Raw genomic sequence first — 17,535 nt, 5'->3', positions numbered from 1 at the left:
GTTTACCAGGTAATTGCTGAACCATCATAGCTATAAAAGCCGCCACTGTCTGATGCTTGCTTACTGTGAATCAGGTCTATCAAGCTTTCTGCCACGAAATCGGCAGTAAACAGCTTGCCTGCAGGAACGTTTTTTTGGAAAGGCACTGACAAGGCGGTATCGGTTGTACCCGGGTGGAATGACAGCACACAGCAATGTGGCAGTTTATAACGCCACTCTATACTAATGGTTTTCAGCGCCATGTTCAGGGCGGCTTTGGCACTTCGATAGCTGATCCAGCCACCCAAACGGTTGTCAGAAATACTGCCGATTCGGGCTGACAATGCAACAAAATAAGTCGGGTGTTTTGCTTTGAGCGCTTTGGCAAAATGTTTGGCTAACAGCAAAGTCGGCACTGTGTTTGCCTGCAGATTCTCATTAAAAAAATCGGGGTCGAATTCCTGAATAGACTTCTCTGGTAGCTTATCCTGGCTATGCAGCAGCCCCGTGGCATTGATGAGTATATCCAGCTGTTGAAGCTGCCCTGCTAAGTCACTGACATCGCTTTCCTTACTCGCATCGACTTGAATCCATCTTACATTGTCCAATGTGATAGTGGGCTGTGCGGTTCTATATGTTGCATAAACCTGAGTATCAGGCAGCGTATTGGCAAAACGCTTAACCAGAGCCTGCCCTATTCCACCTGACCCGCCAACAATTAAGACTTTCACTCGAGCTCCTTTTAACTATCTGTTTTGCTTTACACGTGTATTAAACGGACCAAACAACCGGTTGGATCTGTCTATAGAGATCGGGTTTTTACTAACTCAATCTGAGCGGGCTATGAAACCTCACTAGTCAGCCAATGGATCACAATTTTACTAACTTATGAGTCTGCATAGATCGCGATTTAACTAACTTGGTCAGTATTCAGATCAGTAAATAACTAACTAAGCCGGCTCAGATCAAGAATTTACCAACTCATGAGGTTCCGTGCTTGATTCTGAATAAGGGTTAGGTCGTTGTCTGCGTATTTTGGCGGTATTTGCTCTATAAATGGATGATAAAACATAGCACTGTCAGTTTGGGATCGTATTTTTACTAACTGATAAGACTGCAGGATCGCACCATAGATCACTCATTTACCAACTTCTCATTTCTCAGATCGTATTTTTACCAACTAAAAAGGAGTTCTGGGCGCAGAGATCATTATTTTACTAAGTAACGAGTCCTGAAAGTTGGCATGGATTGGCTTTTTTACTAAGTGTGGGATGTGATTTGGCTGGAGTTGGGATGAAAATCGCTTTGACGTACGTGTGCTTTTTGAGCAACTTGGTAATTTTTTGCTCTGAATTATGTGAGTTGTTCTAGAGGGTTCTTTGCTAACAGTTTGATATATATGATATTTTAAGGGGCTGGAAAAGCTTCAGCCCCTTAACATTTTATACAGCGTGTAGTATTGAAATCAGGAGTATCGCGGCCGGTAGTAGGTAAAATAGTGATCTCATCCACTTTGGTCGAAACGTGAGTAAACAGGCCAGAAACAATACAGAGAAAGCCATCTGGCCGCAAAACATCAGGCTGCCATATCCTGCAGCCTGACTAACATTTATCACCAATGTTAGTAAAAGTATGATCCACGCTATGATCAGGTAGCGCCGACTTAGCGCATGCTCTGGTCGAGTGCCAAACACGGCTTTGTAGTGCGGTGTTTTAGCCAGTGCGAAGGCCATGAAGCTGGTGAAGCACAGTAAGGTCGCGATCAGATACATCATGCAGTACGCTCCCTGCGGACACGCTGTGGCTGCTGTGTAGACTGAAGCTGTTTGCTTTGCCAGAAAAATACCGCAGCGGCCAGCAAGGCCATAGTATCAAACATGGCCAGCGCCCACTGTCCATTACTCACGTAACTAATTAAACTGCCTTGAGTTGTTAGCGCATTGCACAGTGGTAGTGTTAGCCAGGCCAGGGCGTTGATGAGTGCCAGAGTACGCCAGCCTTGCGTGTTACGCCACTTCGTGGCAAACAGAGCTGTGGCCGCCCAGGTCAGGAAAAACATCAACACTTCCTGATCTGCACGGCCACTGTTCGTTACCGGGATCAGGCGATTAGCATAGAAGAATGCTGCGGTTGCCAGCGGTAGTCCCATAATCGCCGCGAGATTGAGAGATTCGACCAACTTAAGACCAAAGCTGGCTGGTTGAGCCGGCTTCTGACGTTCTCTTAATCGCTTTGCCCACATCACACAGCCACTGGCAATCATAGCGCAGCCGGCAAGGCCACATAAAAAGTAGAGCCAACGCAAACCCGGGGAAGCAAGACGACCTGTATGCATGGCTATCATACCGCCATACAATTGGGCTGCTGCACTGTCTTCCAGATGGACTGTATTGAGTAGTTCGCCTGTTTTGCCAGAGTAAAGCCACACCGCTTGTTCATCTTTTATCTCACTGCGATTCGCGCCGTAAATTTTCATCACAGCAGCGGCATCTTTAGGGTGATCTATGATGATGCGTGAAATGGGTTGCTCCGGCCAGTTAGTAAAAAAGTGATCCAGAGACTCGGAAAATGCTGGGCTGGTCAGAGGTTGGTGGCTCAGCTCTGGGCGTTGCCGCTCCGGATAGAATTCTTTTCTGAATTCCTTTACCCCACCTTCATAGACGGTCTGCGCCGGATAGGGGAATAACGTGAATATGAGTGTGATCAGACCTGTGTAGGTGATCATCAAGTGAAATGGTAAGGCCAGAACAGAACTTAGGTTGTGGCCATCCAGCCAGCTTCGGCTGCCTTTGCCGACTCTGAACTGGAACATATCCTTAAAAATACGTTTGTGGATCACTATCCCGGAGATCAGGGCAACTAGCATGAACAAGCTAGCCAGACATACTATCCAGCGTGCTGTGGTCCGATCCATATAATGTAAGTCAAAGTGCAGTCTATAAAAGAAACTGCCTCCTTTGGATTCTCTGGGTGTCACAGGTACCTTGCTGTCTGGCGCCAGATTGTGGTTTACCCAGCTGGCTTTTTCACCAGGCTCCGGGTAAGGTAAGTGAGAAACGCGTAACAGAGCGTTGCGCTCAGAAGGCAGGCTGATCCACCAACGTGCTGCGTCAGGTGCCTCTGTATTCAGGCGTTCGAAGCTATAATCCAGCAGCGTTTGCTGCGAACTTTGTACTTCACTGCTATATGAGTGTAGTTCTGGCTTGCTCCATAAAGAGATTTCCTGGCGGAAAAAACTCAGAGTGCCTGCAAAAAATACTAACCACAGCAGCCAGCAAAAAAGCAGCCCAACCCAGGTATGTAACCAGGTCATAGAGCGGAAAAAACTGTCTTTCATAGTTATCCTTTTAATATCAATAGCAGCATCCATTGCAATGTCGTAAGCAGTAGCAGTCCAGCGAAGAGGAAGCGTAGTGGCTTTATTGCAAATACAGCGATAAAAATAAGGCAGTGAATGAGCACACTCAGGCACACACTGAATAATACGGCGTCAACTTCAGAAACAGGCAGCAACAAGCTCATCACGCTGATGGACAGCGCGGTGAGCACATAGCCGCCGAAAATAGCCGTTGCAAAGCGGGCAACGACGTTCAGTCGATAGGCAGTAAAATAAGCAAAGTAAGACGATATCGGCATACTTGTTCTTTGATCAAAAATAGGGAGGCGAATTATTACTGAATCGCGCTATAAATAACAGTAATTATCATTAGCAAATGCGTTAAATGTACAAATATTAATGCCAGATGGAATATCAAATTCCAAAAATCAGCTGCCAGGTATTTTATGAAATGCAGGTGGGTATTCTTTAAATGGATAGACCCTTGATATACTGGTCTGGTAATAATATGCGGTTAAGGAGATCAGATTTGAATATCATTGAGCGTGTCCGGCAGTGTACTTTATGTCGGGGTGAGCTGCCCTTTGAGCCAAGGCCTGTGATCCAGGGACTGCCGACAGCCAAAATATTGATTGCAGGTCAGGCCCCGAGTATGACTGTGCACAAAACGGGTAAGCCCTTTAATGATGCAAGTGGAAAACGACTCAGAGACTGGCTGGGTGTCACTGAAACTCAGTTTTACGATCCCACCTTGTTTGCAATTGTGCCCATGGCCTTTTGCTACCCGGGTAAGGGTAAATCCGGTGATTTGCCTCCCCCTAAAATCTGTGCGCAAACTTGGCGAGCCCCTTTGCTTGAGATATTTGAGCAAGTTGAATTTTCTATATTGATTGGGCAATATGCACAAGGCTATCATCTAACTGATTTTGTTAACGTGTCACAGGCCGTCTCTGATTGGCAATCGAGTTTACCCAGGCAGCTTGCACTGCCTCATCCAAGTCCTCGAAATCAATTATGGTTGCGAAAACGGCCCTGGTTTGAGACTGATGTGGTACCGGCATTAAGAAATCGTGTTCGGGAAATTTTGGGTGATTATTGAAGGTTCTAAGGCCAAAACATTAAAGGAATTTGGCACTATAATGTAAACTTTTGGAAAATGAATTAACTCATATGGGTTGCTATTTAGTACTGTATCGCTCATAATTTGGTTTGAGTTAGAATTACAAATTTTAACAATTTATATTCAAAGGATTTGAACATGTTATATCGAATTTCGGGTTGGTCAGCCATCGTTCTCTCCCTGTTGGCGTTATACCCTAGTTACCAAACAGGTGCACTGTCGGTCATTGGGTTTTACCTGGGCTTATTTGCTCTGCTCCTCTCTTCTTTTGCAAGCCACACTGGCAACCTAATCTATTACCGCAGCGTATTTGTATTTTCTGTACTGAACGTTTTCTTCGTCAATGATGGCACCTGTGTCATGTTATTGGCAGAGAATAATGATTGGGTGTACATAGGATCTATGTATGGGATTTTTATTGTAATCAGCAGCATCTGTGGCTTTTTGGTCAACAAAGACAGCTTTTTACTTAATATTGCGCCAAAAGTTAAGCGCGCCCGCTAACATCTCGCCTAAGGTAAATATCCAAAAAGACCGTTTACAAAATAGTCGAGCACTTATACACTTGTGGTGGTTTTTGACACAGCCAAACTGATAACGTACGCAAAGAGTGGTATCAAGTGTTTATCGTAAACATAACGTACACAGTTGAATTAGAAGAAATTGATGCGCATTTACCTGCACATATTCAGTTTTTACAACAGTATTATCAGCAAGGTGTTTTTTTAGCGTCTGGTAGGAAAGTGCCCAGAACCGGAGGCATGATTTTCGCCAACGCAAAGAACCAAACTGAGTTAGAAGCAATTCTACACAACGACCCTTTTTATCTCGCCGGACTGGCGAATTACGAGATCACAGAAATTGAAGTAAGCAAGACTGCCAGTGGTTTATCACAACTGCTAACGCTATAAATCAGCTGATATTATACAGGGCTGAACAGAGTACTATGATTGACGTTTATGACTATGAGCGTAATGCATGGTGTATTAGCAGGGTGTCCACACGCCAGTTTTGGTACTTCGATATCATTTCAAGTTATCCCACTTTTGTGCTTTGTATGATATCCCTGCTGCGGCTTTCTTTGTCCGGCTAACTACGACCGAGCGTTGGTTACTCTGCCTTACCTTTTTTGTTTAAAAGGAATCAACTAACGGAGGACATTATGGCCAGATTAGACAATAAAATAGCCCTTGTAACAGGTGCTGCCCGGGGGATTGGTGCGGCGATCGCAAGATGCTTTATTGAACAAGGAGCAATCGTCATTGTTACAGATAGACACGCCGGTGAGGCAATACAACTTTGTGAGAAGTTGGGTGAAAATGCGTATTTCCATCCGCTGGATGTGTCCGAAGAAGCACAATGGCAAAGTATTGAGCGCTTTGTACAAGACCAGTTTGGTCGACTCGACATTCTGGTCAACAACGCAGGGATCACGGGCTTTTTAGAAACGCATGGGCCACATGATCCCGAACATCTGGATTTGAACAGTTGGCATACCGTACAGCAAACCAACAGCGATGGTGTTGCACTGGGTTGTAAGTACGGTATTCGTTTGATGAAAGCGTCCGGTGCGGCCAGTATCGTGAATATTTCTTCCCGCTCAGGACTTGTGGGGATCCCAGCTGCCGCAGCCTATGCAGCAAGCAAAGCTGCGGTGCGCAATCATAGCAAATCGGTTGCGTTGTACTGCGCTCAGCAAAATTACCCTATCCGCTGTAATTCGGTGCATCCGGGCGCCATTTTAACACCTATGTGGGATGCTATGTTGGGAGAAGGAGAAGCCCGCGATGCAGCTATTGCAGGCATTGCTGCCGACATCCCGCTTGGTCATATGGGGCGTGCCATTGATGTTGCTTATGCCGTGTTGTATCTCGCATCAGATGAGTCCGTGTATGTGACAGGGATTGAACTGAATGTAGATGGCGGGATCCTGGCTGGTAGCAGCGCCTCACCTAAATCGAGCTAAGTAATACGCAGTTCCTTTCCAGGTGGCAGTTCTGCTGGTGGAACGGGCATAAAACCAGGCCGGTATATTGCCAATACCGGCTTTAGTCCTGCGAATTAGTTTGCTAAGCTCAAATTAACAGATGTCACAATTACAAGGAGCCAGGCTTATGTACTGGGGTTTGATTGTTGTTTTTATTGTGCTGGCTTTTTGGCTGCATAACCGCTACAGCTCTAGCTCAGAGGATTATCCCGCGCTGGAAACAGATCCGAACGATCCCTTGTTGCTTCAGGCTGTGGCAGACGCTAAAGCGTCATTAGAAGAATTTAAATCACTGTACCGTCAGTTTCCCAAAGATGCGTTTGTCAAATTAGATTTCGAAAGCGATTGTGGCGTTTCGGAACATCTGGGCGCGCATGTTGAAGGCATAAAAGGCGATGAACTCAGCGTGTTTTTGGTTACCCCTCCTGTGACACATCAGGGAAAGTTAGCACATAACTATACCTGCCACTTTGATGACATTGAAGACTGGCAGATCACAGACAAAGACGGCAACATCTACGGTGGCTTCACGCAGCGGGCGATGTTTGCCATCGCCGAGCGTGAAGGTGTAGAGTTGCCTGCCGAGCTTCAGGAAATGCAAGCCAAGTATGTTTAAAGCGATAACTTCTTTGTCGCTGTTGTGACCATTTCATTCAGAAAGTCAGAGACGGTTTGATCCTCAATGTGGTTCGCATCGAGCAGTGACAGTGCCGTATTAAAACTTACAATGGCCTGGCTATATTGAGCCATTTTCATATGTCCCAGCCCCAAGCTTTGATGAGCATACGCTGACTCTGGATAGAGGGTGGTAAAGTAGTTCAGTGTTGCCATAGCCTGCGTGTTGCGGTCATATTCAAACTGCATGTGGGCCAGATCTGCCAGCGTCGATTGAGGCGCAAGGTAGAGTGTTGCATCACGCTTTGACAGCGTGTCGAAATAGGTCTGAATGTTAGCAATTTCGCCGTATTTAGCGGTTTCCTCCAGATCTGGATAAATTAATTCTTGATACAGAAAGGGCAAGCCCGAAAGCATCGACGGAAAGACGATACTGCTGTGATCTTCACCAGGCATTATTTTGAATTGCCAACGCAGGCCCGCAGGTGTGTGACTGTGAAGCTGAGCGCTTAAATTCATCATATACGCATAGTAGCCCTGACTCTCCTGCTCTCCCAGCGTCAAAAATAGATTGGCGTGGCGTGTGGAACCGCTGTTTTTAAATTGCGCAACCAGTTGACTGATTTGCGCCCTACTCCACCACGGTGCCGGACTTGCCAACAGGTAGTTGGCAAACAAAGCGGGCTGGTTAAACAGCAAATGCATGCCAAATACCCCAGCATTCGAGTGGCCAACAAGGGTCCGAGTTGGGTGGACGGTGTAGTTTCGTTCAACCCAGGGGATCAGCTCGTCTTCTAAAAACTGAGCGAACCTGGGCGCGCTGCCAAATTCCGGGAAGTGCTTAGTGATATGAGACTGCATACGCCCCTGAGCAGGGCCTTGAAGAGGAGGCAGATAATCCCTGACTCTGATCTTTGTTTTTACACCAATCAGGATTACATTTGGGATTTTACGTGTGTTGCGCAAGGCGCTTATCACGCCGATAGCTTGTTCAAAGTAATGCTCCGCATCCAGAATATAGAGCGTGTGGTACCGTGTTTGTGCATTATAGTTTTTTGGTAAGTAAATAGTTACTTCTCTTTTTTCATTCAATATATCTGATTCTATTGTGAGTGTCTGTCCTGAAACCAGTGGCGCCAAAGAGACGGCAGTTGCAGCGTGTGACTGGGAAAACAGTCCCAGCAAAATGGCGATAAGTAATATGCGCATAGATGAATAGTCCTTTGTTTTTGTGTACGAAAGCAGCTTAAATGCGAAGTCTGGCGGGGTGAAGCAGCAACGGCTGATTTTTCGCTGAATGTTGGCATTGGCATGCAACTTGATTTGCTTATGCTTTATTTATCAGTATGATTTATATGCTTTTATTCTCTAGTTGGTAAGCAATGGAAAACAAGCAATATAGACTTGGTCGATACTTTGTTGACGTAGCACGCAACGAAATCGTTCATGGTGATAGCACTGCCTCTGTGCCTCCTAAAGCGATGGAGGTGTTGCATGTGCTTATCCAAAATCAGGGCAAAGTGATTGCGTTTTCAACACTGACCGAGCTTGTCTGGCACAACAGGGTCGTGTCACCTAATTCCCTGCAACGATGTATATCTCAGTTACGTCATGCGTTCGGAGAAGACAGTAAATCACAAAGTGTGATCCGAACACACGCGCGACGCGGGTATAGTCTGGAGTTGGCTATTTGCGATGACTCTGTCTGTACGCCAAAGCGACGATATCTGGTTTATGTGTTGGTCTTGGCTGTGCTTATCTTAGCCGGACTGAGTATAGAGGGATGGCGAACCAGCCAAGCGAATCTTGCTAAGATTGAAATTACAGCGAGTACTCCACTGACCAGCAGTGACGGTGCAGAAATGTATGGCAGTTTCTCTGCCGATGGCCGTTTTGTTGTATTTCTGCGCAGCATAGATGCTTGCCACAGTCATGTCTGGGTTAAAGATGTGATACGTGCGCAAACATTCCGGCTTAGCTCGGAACCCGGCGTATATGGGCGTCCAAGATGGTCATTGGATGGCACACACATTGTGGTCTCCGCTCGCGGTCAGTGTCAGTCAGATTCAGAAGCACAGCAGCGATGGTCTATCAAACGCTTTAATATGGTTGCGAAACAGCCCCTGCCACACGGTGGTGACACAGTATTAGATTCAAGTCACCTGCGTATCGGAAAAGTACTTGGCCTAAAACAAGGTGCGGTGGCATTTTTACAGGAATATTCAGACAACCAGGTGCGATTGGCCACTTATAACTCACAAGCCGGGAAAGTTGTGCCTTTGTTCAGCCCTGCGGGGATGTTGATATATGAATATGCTTATCTGTCAAAGCGCGATCAATTTGTTGTGCTTGGTATGGACAGTAAGAACCAGCACGACATGGTGCTGTTATCGAGTTCGGGTGAGAAACTCGCTCAGCATCGTCTTCAGTTTCCACCTGCAGTATCAGCTGTACAAGGCGTTGAAGTAAGCACTCACCCGTCAGAGCGATTCCTGATTGCTGAGATAGCAGGCAAACTCTACCACCTGACCTTAAAGGGGGGATTAAGTGTGTTGCCGACCCCAACTCGTCATAAGGTATCTGCTCCACATTTTCACCCGGGTGGTCAGTCATTATTGGTCACTGAGTCTTATGCCGATACAGATATTCGGATGTTCTCATTCAAAACAAGCTCTGTTGATGAGCCAGCGCTTTACCCTCAACTGCGCTCTAACTTAAGCGATGAGGCGGCACGTTTTCAGCCAGATGGAGAGTTAGTTGCATTTACTTCCACCCGCTCAGGCAAACGTCAGGTTTGGTTGTCCAATGGGCAAACTAGCTATCCTTTGGAGGTGCCAGATGCACCAATAACATCCCGCTTTATAAGCTGGTCGCCTTCGGGGAGTGCCCTTGCGGCTGCGACACAAGATGGCGTAATTGTATACGATCTGGAAGGAGGTGCCCGGCATATCAAAACCCGGTATCCTGTACTGGAAGTCCTGCAATGGTCTGACAAGCAGACTTTGCTGGTTTTGGTACCTGAGTTAGGAGCGCAGCGGCTCTATCAATTACATCTTCAGAATAGTCGATTCATGAAAGTATCAGATCGTGACCTTCTCTGGGCTGTTAGCACACCGAATACAGAGGTCGTTGTACTTGATAAAGCGTACAGGGTATGGATTGGGGATAAAGAAGTGAGTCGCTTGGCTAATAAGCTGGAGCGACCCTATTTTTCATTGTACGAACGCGATCTATATGGTGTTTCCCCTGACAGAAAGCTGTGGCGATACAATTTGGATGATGATGTGCTGCACTATATCGCACAGCTTCCTGTTCGTGCCCGTTATGTCAGTGACGTCAATGGCGAACAGGCGCTGTTGACTTATATGATGCAGCTAAACCGAGAACTGGTTTCTTTTTCCGTTCAGTAAATCACTCCTGCTCGGCAAACGCTCTGAGCTCATCACCTGTCAGGCGATAGATGATCCATTCGTCCTGTGGTTTTGCGCCAATACTGTTATAAAAGTCGATGGCAGGTTTGTTCCAGTCGAGTACGACCCATTCAAAGCGGCCACAGTCTTTTTCCAGAGCCAGCTGGGCCAAAAACTTCATCAGGGCTTTGCCTGCGCCTTGCCCACGCTGATCCTGAGATACATAGAGGTCTTCGAGGTAAAGGCCATATTTACCCAGCCAGGTCGAATAATTGAAAAAATACACAGCAAAGCCAATCGCCTCGCCATTTTGCTCACAGATCAACGCATGGGCACGTACATCGTCACCAAACAGTGTTTGTTCAATATCAGCGACAGTATTGAGCACAGCATCCGGCTCTTTTTCGTAGACGGCTAGTTCATTGATAAAGTGTAAAATGGTTGCGGCGTCGCTTTTCTGTGCGTGGCGAATGGTGATACTCATTAGTAAATGACTTCCAAAGTTGACATGATTGGTGCCCAGTGTAAGCTCAAATTTTAAATGAATAAAGTGCATAGATTGCACGTGCTAAATGTATATTATTAATGAGCCAGCTACCTAATCTAGATCTGAACTTGCTTAAGCTATTTGCTGCTTTGTATCAAAATGGCTCTGTCACGCACACTGCCGAGCAACTCAATCTCAGCCAGTCTGCTTGCAGTCATGCACTGACCCGGCTAAGGGAACGCCTGGGAGATGAGCTGTTTGTGAGGGTAAACAACCGTATGCTTGCAACAGAGCACGCGCACCAGTTGGCTAAAACGGTACTACCCGCTTTGCAGATGCTTGAGCGAGGGTTACAAGAAGCCAGACCCTTTGATGCCAGTGAAGTGCATACATTGACGATCGCTGCCACGGATTATACCGCCTGGTGTTTGCGGCCCTTTATTACCCACCTGATCTGCAAATTTGCAAAACTGAACATACGGTTTGTGCAGCTTGAAGAGCGTATTGCTGAGCAGGCACTGGAAGAAGGTGCTCTGGATCTGGTTTGCGGGTTCGCACATCAGCAGGAGTTTTCTGAGAGCCTGGCACAGCTTAACTGGTTTGAAGATGCTTACGTCACAGTCCGCTGTCAATCTCATCCATGTAGTCAAGCGCTTGAATTGAGCGCTTTCCTGGCGTATCCGCATATTCTGATTGCCCCCTGGAATGAGCGTCGGGGCATTGTTGATAAAGCGCTGGCCAAAATCAAGAAATCCAGAACCATCGCGGTGACCACGCCTCACGTACTGATGGCACCGACTTTGTTACCCGACAGCGATATGCTGCTGACCATGCCACAGCGTTATGCTTTGCAGGTATGTGGCAGGTTGCAGCTCCAACTAGAGCCTCCACCGCTATCGGTCCCCAACTATCAGCTTAAGTTATATTGGCATCGCACCCGTAAAAGCGACCCAAAAATTGAATGGTTTATGTCGCAGTTTTGTGACTTCCATGATTTGGCGCACACTTAGGTATAGTTAGTAAAATATTGATCTGTTGATATCGCTGATATACCCCGCCTTATTTTTCTAAATAACGCAAACAATATATAAAAATCAATTGGTTAGTTTGGATCAGGTTTTTACCATATCGGTCTTGTGTGTGTGCATATACTCGCAGATAAAGTCGACACTGAGCTTTATATTAGGGAGCTGGTACTTGGCGTGCTGGTACACTAAGTTGATTTCCACTGCCGGTGTTTTACCTGGTGACAGAGTGTGGTGCGCCGCGACCGGGGTTACCTTGTCTTCCAGGCGTGGTGGGATCAACCAGTCCGGGGCCAGTAAGAGCCCTTCGCCCTGTTCAAGTGCATCCAGTAAGGTCGCACTGTCATTACTGATCAGCACAGGTTTGGTATCGAGCGACTGCCACTCGTCGCCCTGGCGTACCCACCAGGGAACGAGCGCAGTTTTGCTGCGAAACATAATCGCCGGGCAATCACAAAGTTGCTTTAGCGACCAGTTTGAAGTGCCAAATTCAGCATTGAGTTTCTCAGCCAGCTGGGTTTGAGCCCAGAGCGTAAAGCCGCTGCGGATAAGTGGCCTGGCAATAAGACGTGCGTCATCGACAGGCCCGCCTCTTATCGCCAGATCGACCGAGTCTTGACCAAACAGTGCGTATTCATTGGTGTAGTCCAGATCGAGGAGAATGTTGGGAAACTGTTGTCGGAAACGCCTGAACAGTGGAACCAGCAGCGCCTGCGCCAAACCCGGCGGTGCACTGACTTTTAGTGTGCCGCTTGGATTATCAAAACTCTGTGAGATCAGTTCGTCAGCGTGAGTCAGTTTACTGAGGAGCTCGCTGATATGTTGGTAGTAGATCTGGCCAAGTTCAGTAATGCTGACATGGCGGGTAGTCCGCTTGACCAGCTCTACCCCCAGCGATGCTTCCAGATCTTTAATGCGTCTTGAAACGGAAGACGCGGGTACCGAGCACTCCTCGGCAACCGCACTAAAGCTGTTCAATTCAACGACGCGCTTGAAATAGCGCAGTGCTCTGAGTTTATCCATAGTGATCCGAACGGCCATTCATAGCAGTGAATTTAGTTTATTTTTGCCATAAAGACAAAACTGATTTGTGTTTAACACTCTTTTTCATAGCACACGAAAACACAATAATACATGATATATTTAGTTTTATGTGATTATTTTTATGACAAAACAAGTGCTTATTATAAAGTCTAGTCCGGCAAATGAATTCTCCATTTCGAGTGAAATTGCCGACTACCTGCAGTCACAATTGCAAAATAAGAATGAAAACCTGACCTTTACAGTACGTGACCTTAGCAAAACACCGGCGCCGGTTTATGACAATCAGATCCTCAATAGCTTTTATGGTGATCAGGATGCGTTAACAGCTGAACAAGCCGCAGTGGCACAACCGTCATTACTCTATATTGAAGAGCTGAAACAGGCAGACATCATTGTCTTTGCGTCTCCGATGCATAACTTCAGTGTCACTAGTCTGATGAAAAACTATATTGATCAGATCTGTCGTTTTGGTCTGACATTTTCTTATTCAGAGCAGGGACCATCGGGGCTGTTGCAAGGAAAACAAGCCGTGATAATCGCCAGTGCGGGTGCGGATATGGCAACACCTGAGATGCAAGCTGTCGACTTTCAGGTGCCTTATCTTAAGCAGGTGCTGGGCTTTATTGGCATCGCCGATATTAAGGTGATCACGGCATATGGGATCAGTCTGCCGCACATTGGCAGTGAAATAGCGACTGAGCGGGCAAAAGCACAGGTTGATCAATGGCTGGGGAGCGCCGCCTGAACCGGTCTTAGCCAGCATTTATGTTAAATTAAACATTGCTGGCTAATATCTGGACGTTATGTCGCTTTAAGCGCTTTGAGCCTTAACGTATTTCTTTACCTTTTTCATGGCCATTTGACGTTTTAGCGGAGACAGGTAATCAATGAACAGGTTGCCTGACAAATGATCTATTTCATGTTGCATAACAATGGCCAGAAATTCATCACTGTGCACTGTGATGGGCTTTCCAGTGCGGTCCAGTCCCTTGACAGTAACCTCTGTGTAGCGCTCCACTTTGGCAAAGTAGTCCGGCACTGACAGACACCCTTCTTCACCCATGGCTTTATTACTGCCACTGATCACCTCCGGATTTATTAGGATTAATGGATCATTACGTTCTTCCGATAAGTCGATGATCACAATTGCTTCATCCCGGCCAACCTGAGTTGCAGCCAGGCCAATGCCATTGCTGGTTGCATATAAAGTATCGAGCATATCGTCGATGAGCGGTTGTACTGATGTGATATCACTGACTGGTTTTGCTTTTACCTGCAGTCTTGGATCGGGTGCGGTTAGGATGTCTAAAACGGCCATGTTGTTATTTGTAGTTATCTGAAAACACGAAGTTTAAATCGTAAGGTGCACTAAGGCCAGTGCAACACTCAATGTTGGTGAGCCTGGCGGTATTGGGAAGGAGACAGGAGTTCGTATTGATTCCAGATCCGTCGAAAGTGACGAGCACTGCTGTATCCGCAGGCTTCAGCGATGGCCTCAATCTGTATATTACTCCTGGATAAAAGCGCCTTGGCGTGTGCTACTTTAATACTACTGACATACTCACCCGGTGTGATCCCGAGGGTTTGTTTAAAAAGCCGACTAAGCTGGCGCACTGAGAGATGGACCGAACTTGCCAGGGTTTGCAGGCTATGTGAGCCCCCCACTTCACTGCAGACCAAATCCTGGACCTGGTGTAAAGCTCGATGCATATGGTTGCGATGTCGTAGCCAGGGGCTGAGCTGAGGATCCTGCCCATTGCGACGAAAGTACACTAACATTTCTCTGGCAACCCGGGCGGCAATGTACTCACCAAACTGCACTGAGACAAAGTGCAGTGTCATGTCTATGCCTGAACTGATTCCTGCGCTACTAAATAGCTTACCGTCCTGTACAAAGATACGATTGTCGGCCACCTTGCTGGCTTGGAACGTCCGGCGGAAGCGCTCAATGAGCGCAAAGTGTGTGGTACAGGCTTTGTTATTAATTAGTCCTGCTTTTGCTGCGAGTACTGCGCCTGAGCAGATAGTTAAAATGTAGGGGTCATATCTGGCCTGCTCTTTTAACCACAGCTGGGTAACCAGGCCTGCCGGGCTGTCATAGGTAGCAAACGAGTCGTTACAGCCGGGTAAGATGACCACATCATTGGTATTCAGTTGGCCGGGTAAAGGGCTAAGCTGATGTAGCATCAGCCCGCCATCCATAATTTGTTCACGCTCGGCACTGACATAATGTATCTCAATTGGCTGCCCTGCACGCCTAGCTTCTAGTAGCACCTGCAATGGTCCTGCCAAATCGAGTGGTAGGGTATTGTTTAGCAGAACAAAGTAAAATCGCTGCGGTGCTGGCATATCTTCTCCCAATTCTTAGGCCACAAAGTCCTGTGTTTTGCAGATTGTGGCAAAACGCTCAGCCAATACCAGTTCGGTACGGACTTTGATTTCGTCGGCCCTAAAACGTTGACCGTTTGGCTGATGTTGCATATCAAACGTTAGGGTTGCGTCGGTGACAAATTCGACCTGGAAGCCCAGATCGCTCGCTACACGGGCGGTGGTCTCGCAGCACTGCTCAGTGCGAATACCCGAGATAGCGACACAGTCTATGTTATTTCTTTTCAACCACATAGCAAGCCCTGTATCGGTAAAAGCGTTGTGTACTGATTTATGGAAGGTTTTATCAAACTGCATATCCAAAAATGCCATGGGCTTAACAAACCCAGAGGCAGGATTGAAAGGACTGTCTGGCACGTCGTCACGACTATGAAGAATTTTGATCACTTTGTGTTGATTACGCTGAAATGCTGCTATCAGCTGAGTCAGGTTGTGCTGGAAGTCTGCGACATCGCGAACGGACCAATAAGGAGTGTGGTAGAACGAGTCCTGAGTATCTATTACAAGTAGTGCTTTATTCATGGTGTACTGTCCTGTTTGTGTATTGATGGTGTGTTCTGTGTGCAGTGTAGTGACTTTTATGGCACCGAAAGAGGCCGGTTTGAGACATATAGAGGACGTATATGGCCGTTGATATTGGTTACTCCAAGAAGGTGTAATGACAAAATGTGCTTAAGCGGGTTGACACGCATTTATAATGTATATACGTTGTATATACACAGGGGTGAAAAATACACCTCCGATGCAGGAAGCAGAGCATGGCTAACAACAAAGATGCACAACTGATTGTGCGTATAAACAAAGCGCAAAGAGATGAGTTTGTCGCCTTGTGCAACGAACTTGATACCTCCTCTTCCCGCGAAATTAGAAAGTTTATTAAGCGGTTTGTGAAAAAGCACAAGCCAGAGCAAGAGAAACCGGTCAAAGGAGATCAGGATGGCTAAGAAAGTTGATGTTAAAAAGCTAAAGAAAGAAGTACAGAAACGTACTGGTAAGATCGCAAAACATGAAGCGAAAATCAAAAAGCTGAAAAAAGCGATCAAGAAAGCGAATTAATCGCGAAAAAAGGCAGTCAATGGCTGCCTTTTTCTTTGCTTATCGTGGGCTATCAACCCTTCTCCTCTCTACGTAAACCCCCTTTACACTCTCTGCCCGGCTTATAACGCTGTGTAATTGATGCGCCAACTCAATCAGGTTGTGATCAATATTAAAACGCGCACGCAACTTTCCCTGCGGACCCGTAAGGTAAAGCAAGGTGGAATGGGCAACTTGATAATTGTCTGGTTTAGGGTCAACCTGAAACTGCGTGCCTAGGTTATTCGCCAATGACTTGAGCTGCTCCGGGTGACCGGTAACACTGAAAAATGATGGGCTAAATTGGCTTACATACATGTCGAGCATGGCTATCGAATCGCGCCCTGGGTCGATCGAGACAAACAGGTACGCCAGCGTCTGGTGGTTTGATAACCTCGACATATGAGTTTCAAGAACTGCCAGTCGAGAGAGAGTTGTCGGACAAATATCCGGACAGTGTGTGAAACCGAACATGATCAATGTCCATTTCCCCTGCAATGATTGCATATCAAACTTACCTCCTGCGCCTTGCAGTTCAAATGGCTTCAGACTGCGTTCAGTTTCCTGCATCAGGTTCTGTACTATGGCTGACTGGGACGGTGGGGTGGTAGGTAATACCAGGCCCAGACCTAAACCTGTAAACAGAGTTAATATCAAAGCGTGTCTGCTACTCATCTTCCTCTGCCCTCTTTGCCAGGTAGCACAATCCCAGCGCCAATAACGCGGGTAAAGTAACGCCAGCAAAATCAATTAACAGAAAAATTGGCCCGCAGATCCCGACCAGTACCTCCCAAAAATGAAATAGCGCATGGCTGCTCAACCATAAAGCGGGAAACAGCCACAGCTGAAAACGGTAGCGGACGTAGAAAGCACCATAGCTGAATGCCCCTCCAATCAGCATATACAGCATACCGATATCACGTATAAAGTGCTGGTTGTAAAATCCCCTGTCAGGCACGCCGGGCACACTCCAGTACCACTGTTGCGGGTAAAGCAGCATCAACACGCCATTGGCCAGCGCCGCCAGCCCAAGTAAGACGGCGACGGATGTGATGACTTGATTGCGCAT

At 46.8% G+C, this 17,535-nt stretch carries 21 protein-coding genes; 9 read left to right on the top strand and 12 right to left on the bottom strand.

What is annotated here, in order from left to right; translation table 11 throughout:
* Positions 1 to 2: 2 nt before the first annotated feature.
* The 4 genes from CWB98_RS01465 to CWB98_RS01450 form a co-directional block, all read right to left on the bottom strand.
* Complete coding sequence (locus tag CWB98_RS01465) at positions 3 to 710, bottom strand: SDR family NAD(P)-dependent oxidoreductase (RefSeq protein ID WP_138543214.1); 708 nt, start codon at positions 708 to 710, stop codon at positions 3 to 5.
* A gap of 711 nt (positions 711 to 1,421) precedes the next feature.
* Positions 1,422 to 1,754 (bottom strand): DUF3325 domain-containing protein, encoded by a 333-nt coding sequence (locus CWB98_RS01460; protein WP_138543213.1) that lies wholly within the window; start codon positions 1,752 to 1,754, stop codon positions 1,422 to 1,424.
* Positions 1,751 to 3,316: a PepSY-associated TM helix domain-containing protein gene (locus CWB98_RS01455; RefSeq protein WP_138543212.1), complete on the bottom strand. Its 1,566-nt coding sequence runs from the start codon at positions 3,314 to 3,316 to the stop codon at positions 1,751 to 1,753. Before CWB98_RS01455 ends, CWB98_RS01460 begins: the two co-directional genes overlap by 4 nt.
* 2 nt (positions 3,317 to 3,318) lie before the next feature.
* Positions 3,319 to 3,615 carry a hypothetical protein gene (locus CWB98_RS01450; RefSeq protein ID WP_138543211.1) on the bottom strand — a complete coding sequence of 99 codons (297 nt, stop codon included), beginning with the start codon at positions 3,613 to 3,615 and terminating at the stop codon, positions 3,319 to 3,321.
* Positions 3,616 to 3,845: 230 nt separating this feature from the next.
* On the opposite strand from CWB98_RS01450, the gene CWB98_RS01445 reads away from it, so the two are divergent.
* The 5 genes from CWB98_RS01445 (at position 3,846) to CWB98_RS01425 (ending at position 7,039) form a co-directional block, all read left to right on the top strand.
* Positions 3,846 to 4,415, top strand: coding sequence for a uracil-DNA glycosylase family protein (locus tag CWB98_RS01445; RefSeq protein ID WP_138543210.1), 570 nt, complete (start codon positions 3,846 to 3,848; stop codon positions 4,413 to 4,415).
* A gap of 159 nt (positions 4,416 to 4,574) precedes the next feature.
* Entirely contained in the window at positions 4,575 to 4,940 is a 366-nt protein-coding gene (locus tag CWB98_RS01440) for a hypothetical protein (protein ID WP_138543209.1), read from the top strand.
* Positions 4,941 to 5,056: 116 nt separating this feature from the next.
* Entirely contained in the window at positions 5,057 to 5,347 is a 291-nt protein-coding gene (locus CWB98_RS01435) for a YciI family protein (protein ID WP_138543208.1), read from the top strand.
* 251 nt (positions 5,348 to 5,598) lie between these two features.
* Positions 5,599 to 6,402, top strand: a complete 804-nt coding sequence (locus CWB98_RS01430; RefSeq protein ID WP_138543207.1) for an SDR family oxidoreductase — start codon at positions 5,599 to 5,601, stop codon at positions 6,400 to 6,402.
* Between the two features lie 148 nt (positions 6,403 to 6,550).
* On the top strand, positions 6,551 to 7,039 hold the full coding sequence (locus CWB98_RS01425; protein ID WP_054016376.1) for a DUF2314 domain-containing protein: 489 nt from the start codon (positions 6,551 to 6,553) through the stop codon (positions 7,037 to 7,039).
* Here CWB98_RS01425 and CWB98_RS01420 read toward each other — a convergent pair.
* Positions 7,036 to 8,247 (bottom strand): alpha/beta hydrolase-fold protein, encoded by a 1,212-nt coding sequence (locus tag CWB98_RS01420; protein ID WP_138543206.1) that lies wholly within the window; start codon positions 8,245 to 8,247, stop codon positions 7,036 to 7,038. The two genes, CWB98_RS01425 and CWB98_RS01420, sit on opposite strands and share 4 nt — an antisense overlap.
* 173 nt (positions 8,248 to 8,420) lie before the next feature.
* Between CWB98_RS01420 and CWB98_RS01415 the strand changes: the two genes are divergently transcribed.
* On the top strand, positions 8,421 to 10,448 hold the full coding sequence (locus CWB98_RS01415; RefSeq protein ID WP_138543205.1) for a winged helix-turn-helix domain-containing protein: 2,028 nt from the start codon (positions 8,421 to 8,423) through the stop codon (positions 10,446 to 10,448).
* 1 nt (position 10,449) lies between these two features.
* Here CWB98_RS01415 and CWB98_RS01410 read toward each other — a convergent pair whose 3' ends face one another.
* The gene (locus tag CWB98_RS01410; protein ID WP_138543204.1) at positions 10,450 to 10,932 is read right to left on the bottom strand and encodes a GNAT family N-acetyltransferase; all 483 of its coding nucleotides are present in this window, start codon (positions 10,930 to 10,932) and stop codon (positions 10,450 to 10,452) included.
* A 101-nt stretch (positions 10,933 to 11,033) separates the two neighbouring features.
* On the opposite strand from CWB98_RS01410, the gene CWB98_RS01405 reads away from it, so the two are divergent.
* Positions 11,034 to 11,945, top strand: a complete 912-nt coding sequence (locus CWB98_RS01405) for a LysR family transcriptional regulator (protein ID WP_138543203.1) — start codon at positions 11,034 to 11,036, stop codon at positions 11,943 to 11,945.
* A gap of 102 nt (positions 11,946 to 12,047) precedes the next feature.
* Here CWB98_RS01405 and CWB98_RS01400 read toward each other — a convergent pair whose 3' ends face one another.
* A complete protein-coding gene (locus tag CWB98_RS01400) occupies positions 12,048 to 12,983 on the bottom strand; it encodes a LysR family transcriptional regulator (protein ID WP_171045556.1) in 936 nt (311 codons plus the stop codon).
* 142 nt (positions 12,984 to 13,125) lie between these two features.
* Here CWB98_RS01400 and CWB98_RS01395 point away from each other — a divergent pair, with 142 nt between their 5' ends.
* A complete protein-coding gene (locus CWB98_RS01395; RefSeq protein WP_138543201.1) occupies positions 13,126 to 13,749 on the top strand; it encodes an FMN-dependent NADH-azoreductase in 624 nt (207 codons plus the stop codon).
* Positions 13,750 to 13,815: 66 nt separating this feature from the next.
* On the opposite strand, the gene def is transcribed toward CWB98_RS01395, so the two are convergent.
* The 3 genes from def to CWB98_RS01380 all read right to left on the bottom strand — a co-directional run bounded on the left by def (position 13,816) and on the right by CWB98_RS01380 (position 15,914).
* Positions 13,816 to 14,322, bottom strand: a complete 507-nt coding sequence (gene def / locus CWB98_RS01390) for a peptide deformylase (RefSeq protein ID WP_138543200.1) — start codon at positions 14,320 to 14,322, stop codon at positions 13,816 to 13,818.
* Between the two features lie 68 nt (positions 14,323 to 14,390).
* Positions 14,391 to 15,353 (bottom strand): GlxA family transcriptional regulator, encoded by a 963-nt coding sequence (locus tag CWB98_RS01385; protein ID WP_138543199.1) that lies wholly within the window; start codon positions 15,351 to 15,353, stop codon positions 14,391 to 14,393.
* A 15-nt stretch (positions 15,354 to 15,368) separates the two neighbouring features.
* Positions 15,369 to 15,914 carry an isochorismatase family protein gene (locus CWB98_RS01380; RefSeq protein ID WP_138543198.1) on the bottom strand — a complete coding sequence of 182 codons (546 nt, stop codon included), beginning with the start codon at positions 15,912 to 15,914 and terminating at the stop codon, positions 15,369 to 15,371.
* Positions 15,915 to 16,150: 236 nt separating this feature from the next.
* Between CWB98_RS01380 and CWB98_RS01375 the strand changes: the two genes are divergently transcribed.
* Positions 16,151 to 16,336 carry a hypothetical protein gene (locus CWB98_RS01375; protein WP_010384442.1) on the top strand — a complete coding sequence of 62 codons (186 nt, stop codon included), beginning with the start codon at positions 16,151 to 16,153 and terminating at the stop codon, positions 16,334 to 16,336.
* A gap of 151 nt (positions 16,337 to 16,487) precedes the next feature.
* On the opposite strand, the gene CWB98_RS01370 is transcribed toward CWB98_RS01375, so the two are convergent.
* Both CWB98_RS01370 and CWB98_RS01365 read right to left on the bottom strand, forming a co-directional pair.
* Complete coding sequence (locus tag CWB98_RS01370) at positions 16,488 to 17,141, bottom strand: SCO family protein (protein WP_138543197.1); 654 nt, start codon at positions 17,139 to 17,141, stop codon at positions 16,488 to 16,490.
* Positions 17,134 to 17,535, bottom strand: a complete 402-nt coding sequence (locus CWB98_RS01365) for a hypothetical protein (protein WP_138543196.1) — start codon at positions 17,533 to 17,535, stop codon at positions 17,134 to 17,136. The genes CWB98_RS01370 and CWB98_RS01365 overlap by 8 nt, the downstream gene beginning before the upstream one ends.

Origin of the sequence: Pseudoalteromonas rubra (genome assembly GCF_005887115.1) — a bacterium.
Classification (GTDB): Bacteria; Pseudomonadota; Gammaproteobacteria; order Enterobacterales; family Alteromonadaceae; genus Pseudoalteromonas; species Pseudoalteromonas rubra_F.
Note: the sequence above shows the minus strand (reverse complement) of the source record. Positions and strands in the feature narration are given on the sequence as shown.

Bases quoted from the DNA above. Each gene is read 5' to 3' on its own strand.
- CWB98_RS01460 (WP_138543213.1), bottom strand. From the start codon at position 1,754: ATGATGTATCTGATCGCGACCTTACTGTGCTTCACCAGCTTCATGGCC.
- CWB98_RS01455 (WP_138543212.1), bottom strand. From the start codon at position 3,316: ATGAAAGACAGTTTTTTCCGCTCTATGACCTGGTTACATACCTGGGTT.
- CWB98_RS01450 (WP_138543211.1), bottom strand. From the start codon at position 3,615: ATGCCGATATCGTCTTACTTTGCTTATTTTACTGCCTATCGACTGAAC.
- CWB98_RS01440 (WP_138543209.1), top strand. From the start codon at position 4,575: ATGTTATATCGAATTTCGGGTTGGTCAGCCATCGTTCTCTCCCTGTTG.
- CWB98_RS01430 (WP_138543207.1), top strand. From the start codon at position 5,599: ATGGCCAGATTAGACAATAAAATAGCCCTTGTAACAGGTGCTGCCCGG.
- CWB98_RS01425 (WP_054016376.1), top strand. From the start codon at position 6,551: ATGTACTGGGGTTTGATTGTTGTTTTTATTGTGCTGGCTTTTTGGCTG.
- CWB98_RS01420 (WP_138543206.1), bottom strand. From the start codon at position 8,247: ATGCGCATATTACTTATCGCCATTTTGCTGGGACTGTTTTCCCAGTCA.
- CWB98_RS01415 (WP_138543205.1), top strand. From the start codon at position 8,421: ATGGAAAACAAGCAATATAGACTTGGTCGATACTTTGTTGACGTAGCA.
- CWB98_RS01410 (WP_138543204.1), bottom strand. From the start codon at position 10,932: ATGAGTATCACCATTCGCCACGCACAGAAAAGCGACGCCGCAACCATT.
- CWB98_RS01405 (WP_138543203.1), top strand. From the start codon at position 11,034: ATGAGCCAGCTACCTAATCTAGATCTGAACTTGCTTAAGCTATTTGCT.
- CWB98_RS01400 (WP_171045556.1), bottom strand. From the start codon at position 12,983: ATGGATAAACTCAGAGCACTGCGCTATTTCAAGCGCGTCGTTGAATTG.
- CWB98_RS01395 (WP_138543201.1), top strand. From the start codon at position 13,126: ATGACAAAACAAGTGCTTATTATAAAGTCTAGTCCGGCAAATGAATTC.
- def (WP_138543200.1), bottom strand. From the start codon at position 14,322: ATGGCCGTTTTAGACATCCTAACCGCACCCGATCCAAGACTGCAGGTA.
- CWB98_RS01385 (WP_138543199.1), bottom strand. From the start codon at position 15,353: ATGCCAGCACCGCAGCGATTTTACTTTGTTCTGCTAAACAATACCCTA.
- CWB98_RS01380 (WP_138543198.1), bottom strand. From the start codon at position 15,914: ATGAATAAAGCACTACTTGTAATAGATACTCAGGACTCGTTCTACCAC.
- CWB98_RS01375 (WP_010384442.1), top strand. From the start codon at position 16,151: ATGGCTAACAACAAAGATGCACAACTGATTGTGCGTATAAACAAAGCG.
- CWB98_RS01370 (WP_138543197.1), bottom strand. From the start codon at position 17,141: ATGAGTAGCAGACACGCTTTGATATTAACTCTGTTTACAGGTTTAGGT.
- CWB98_RS01365 (WP_138543196.1), bottom strand. From the start codon at position 17,535: ATGCGCAATCAAGTCATCACATCCGTCGCCGTCTTACTTGGGCTGGCG.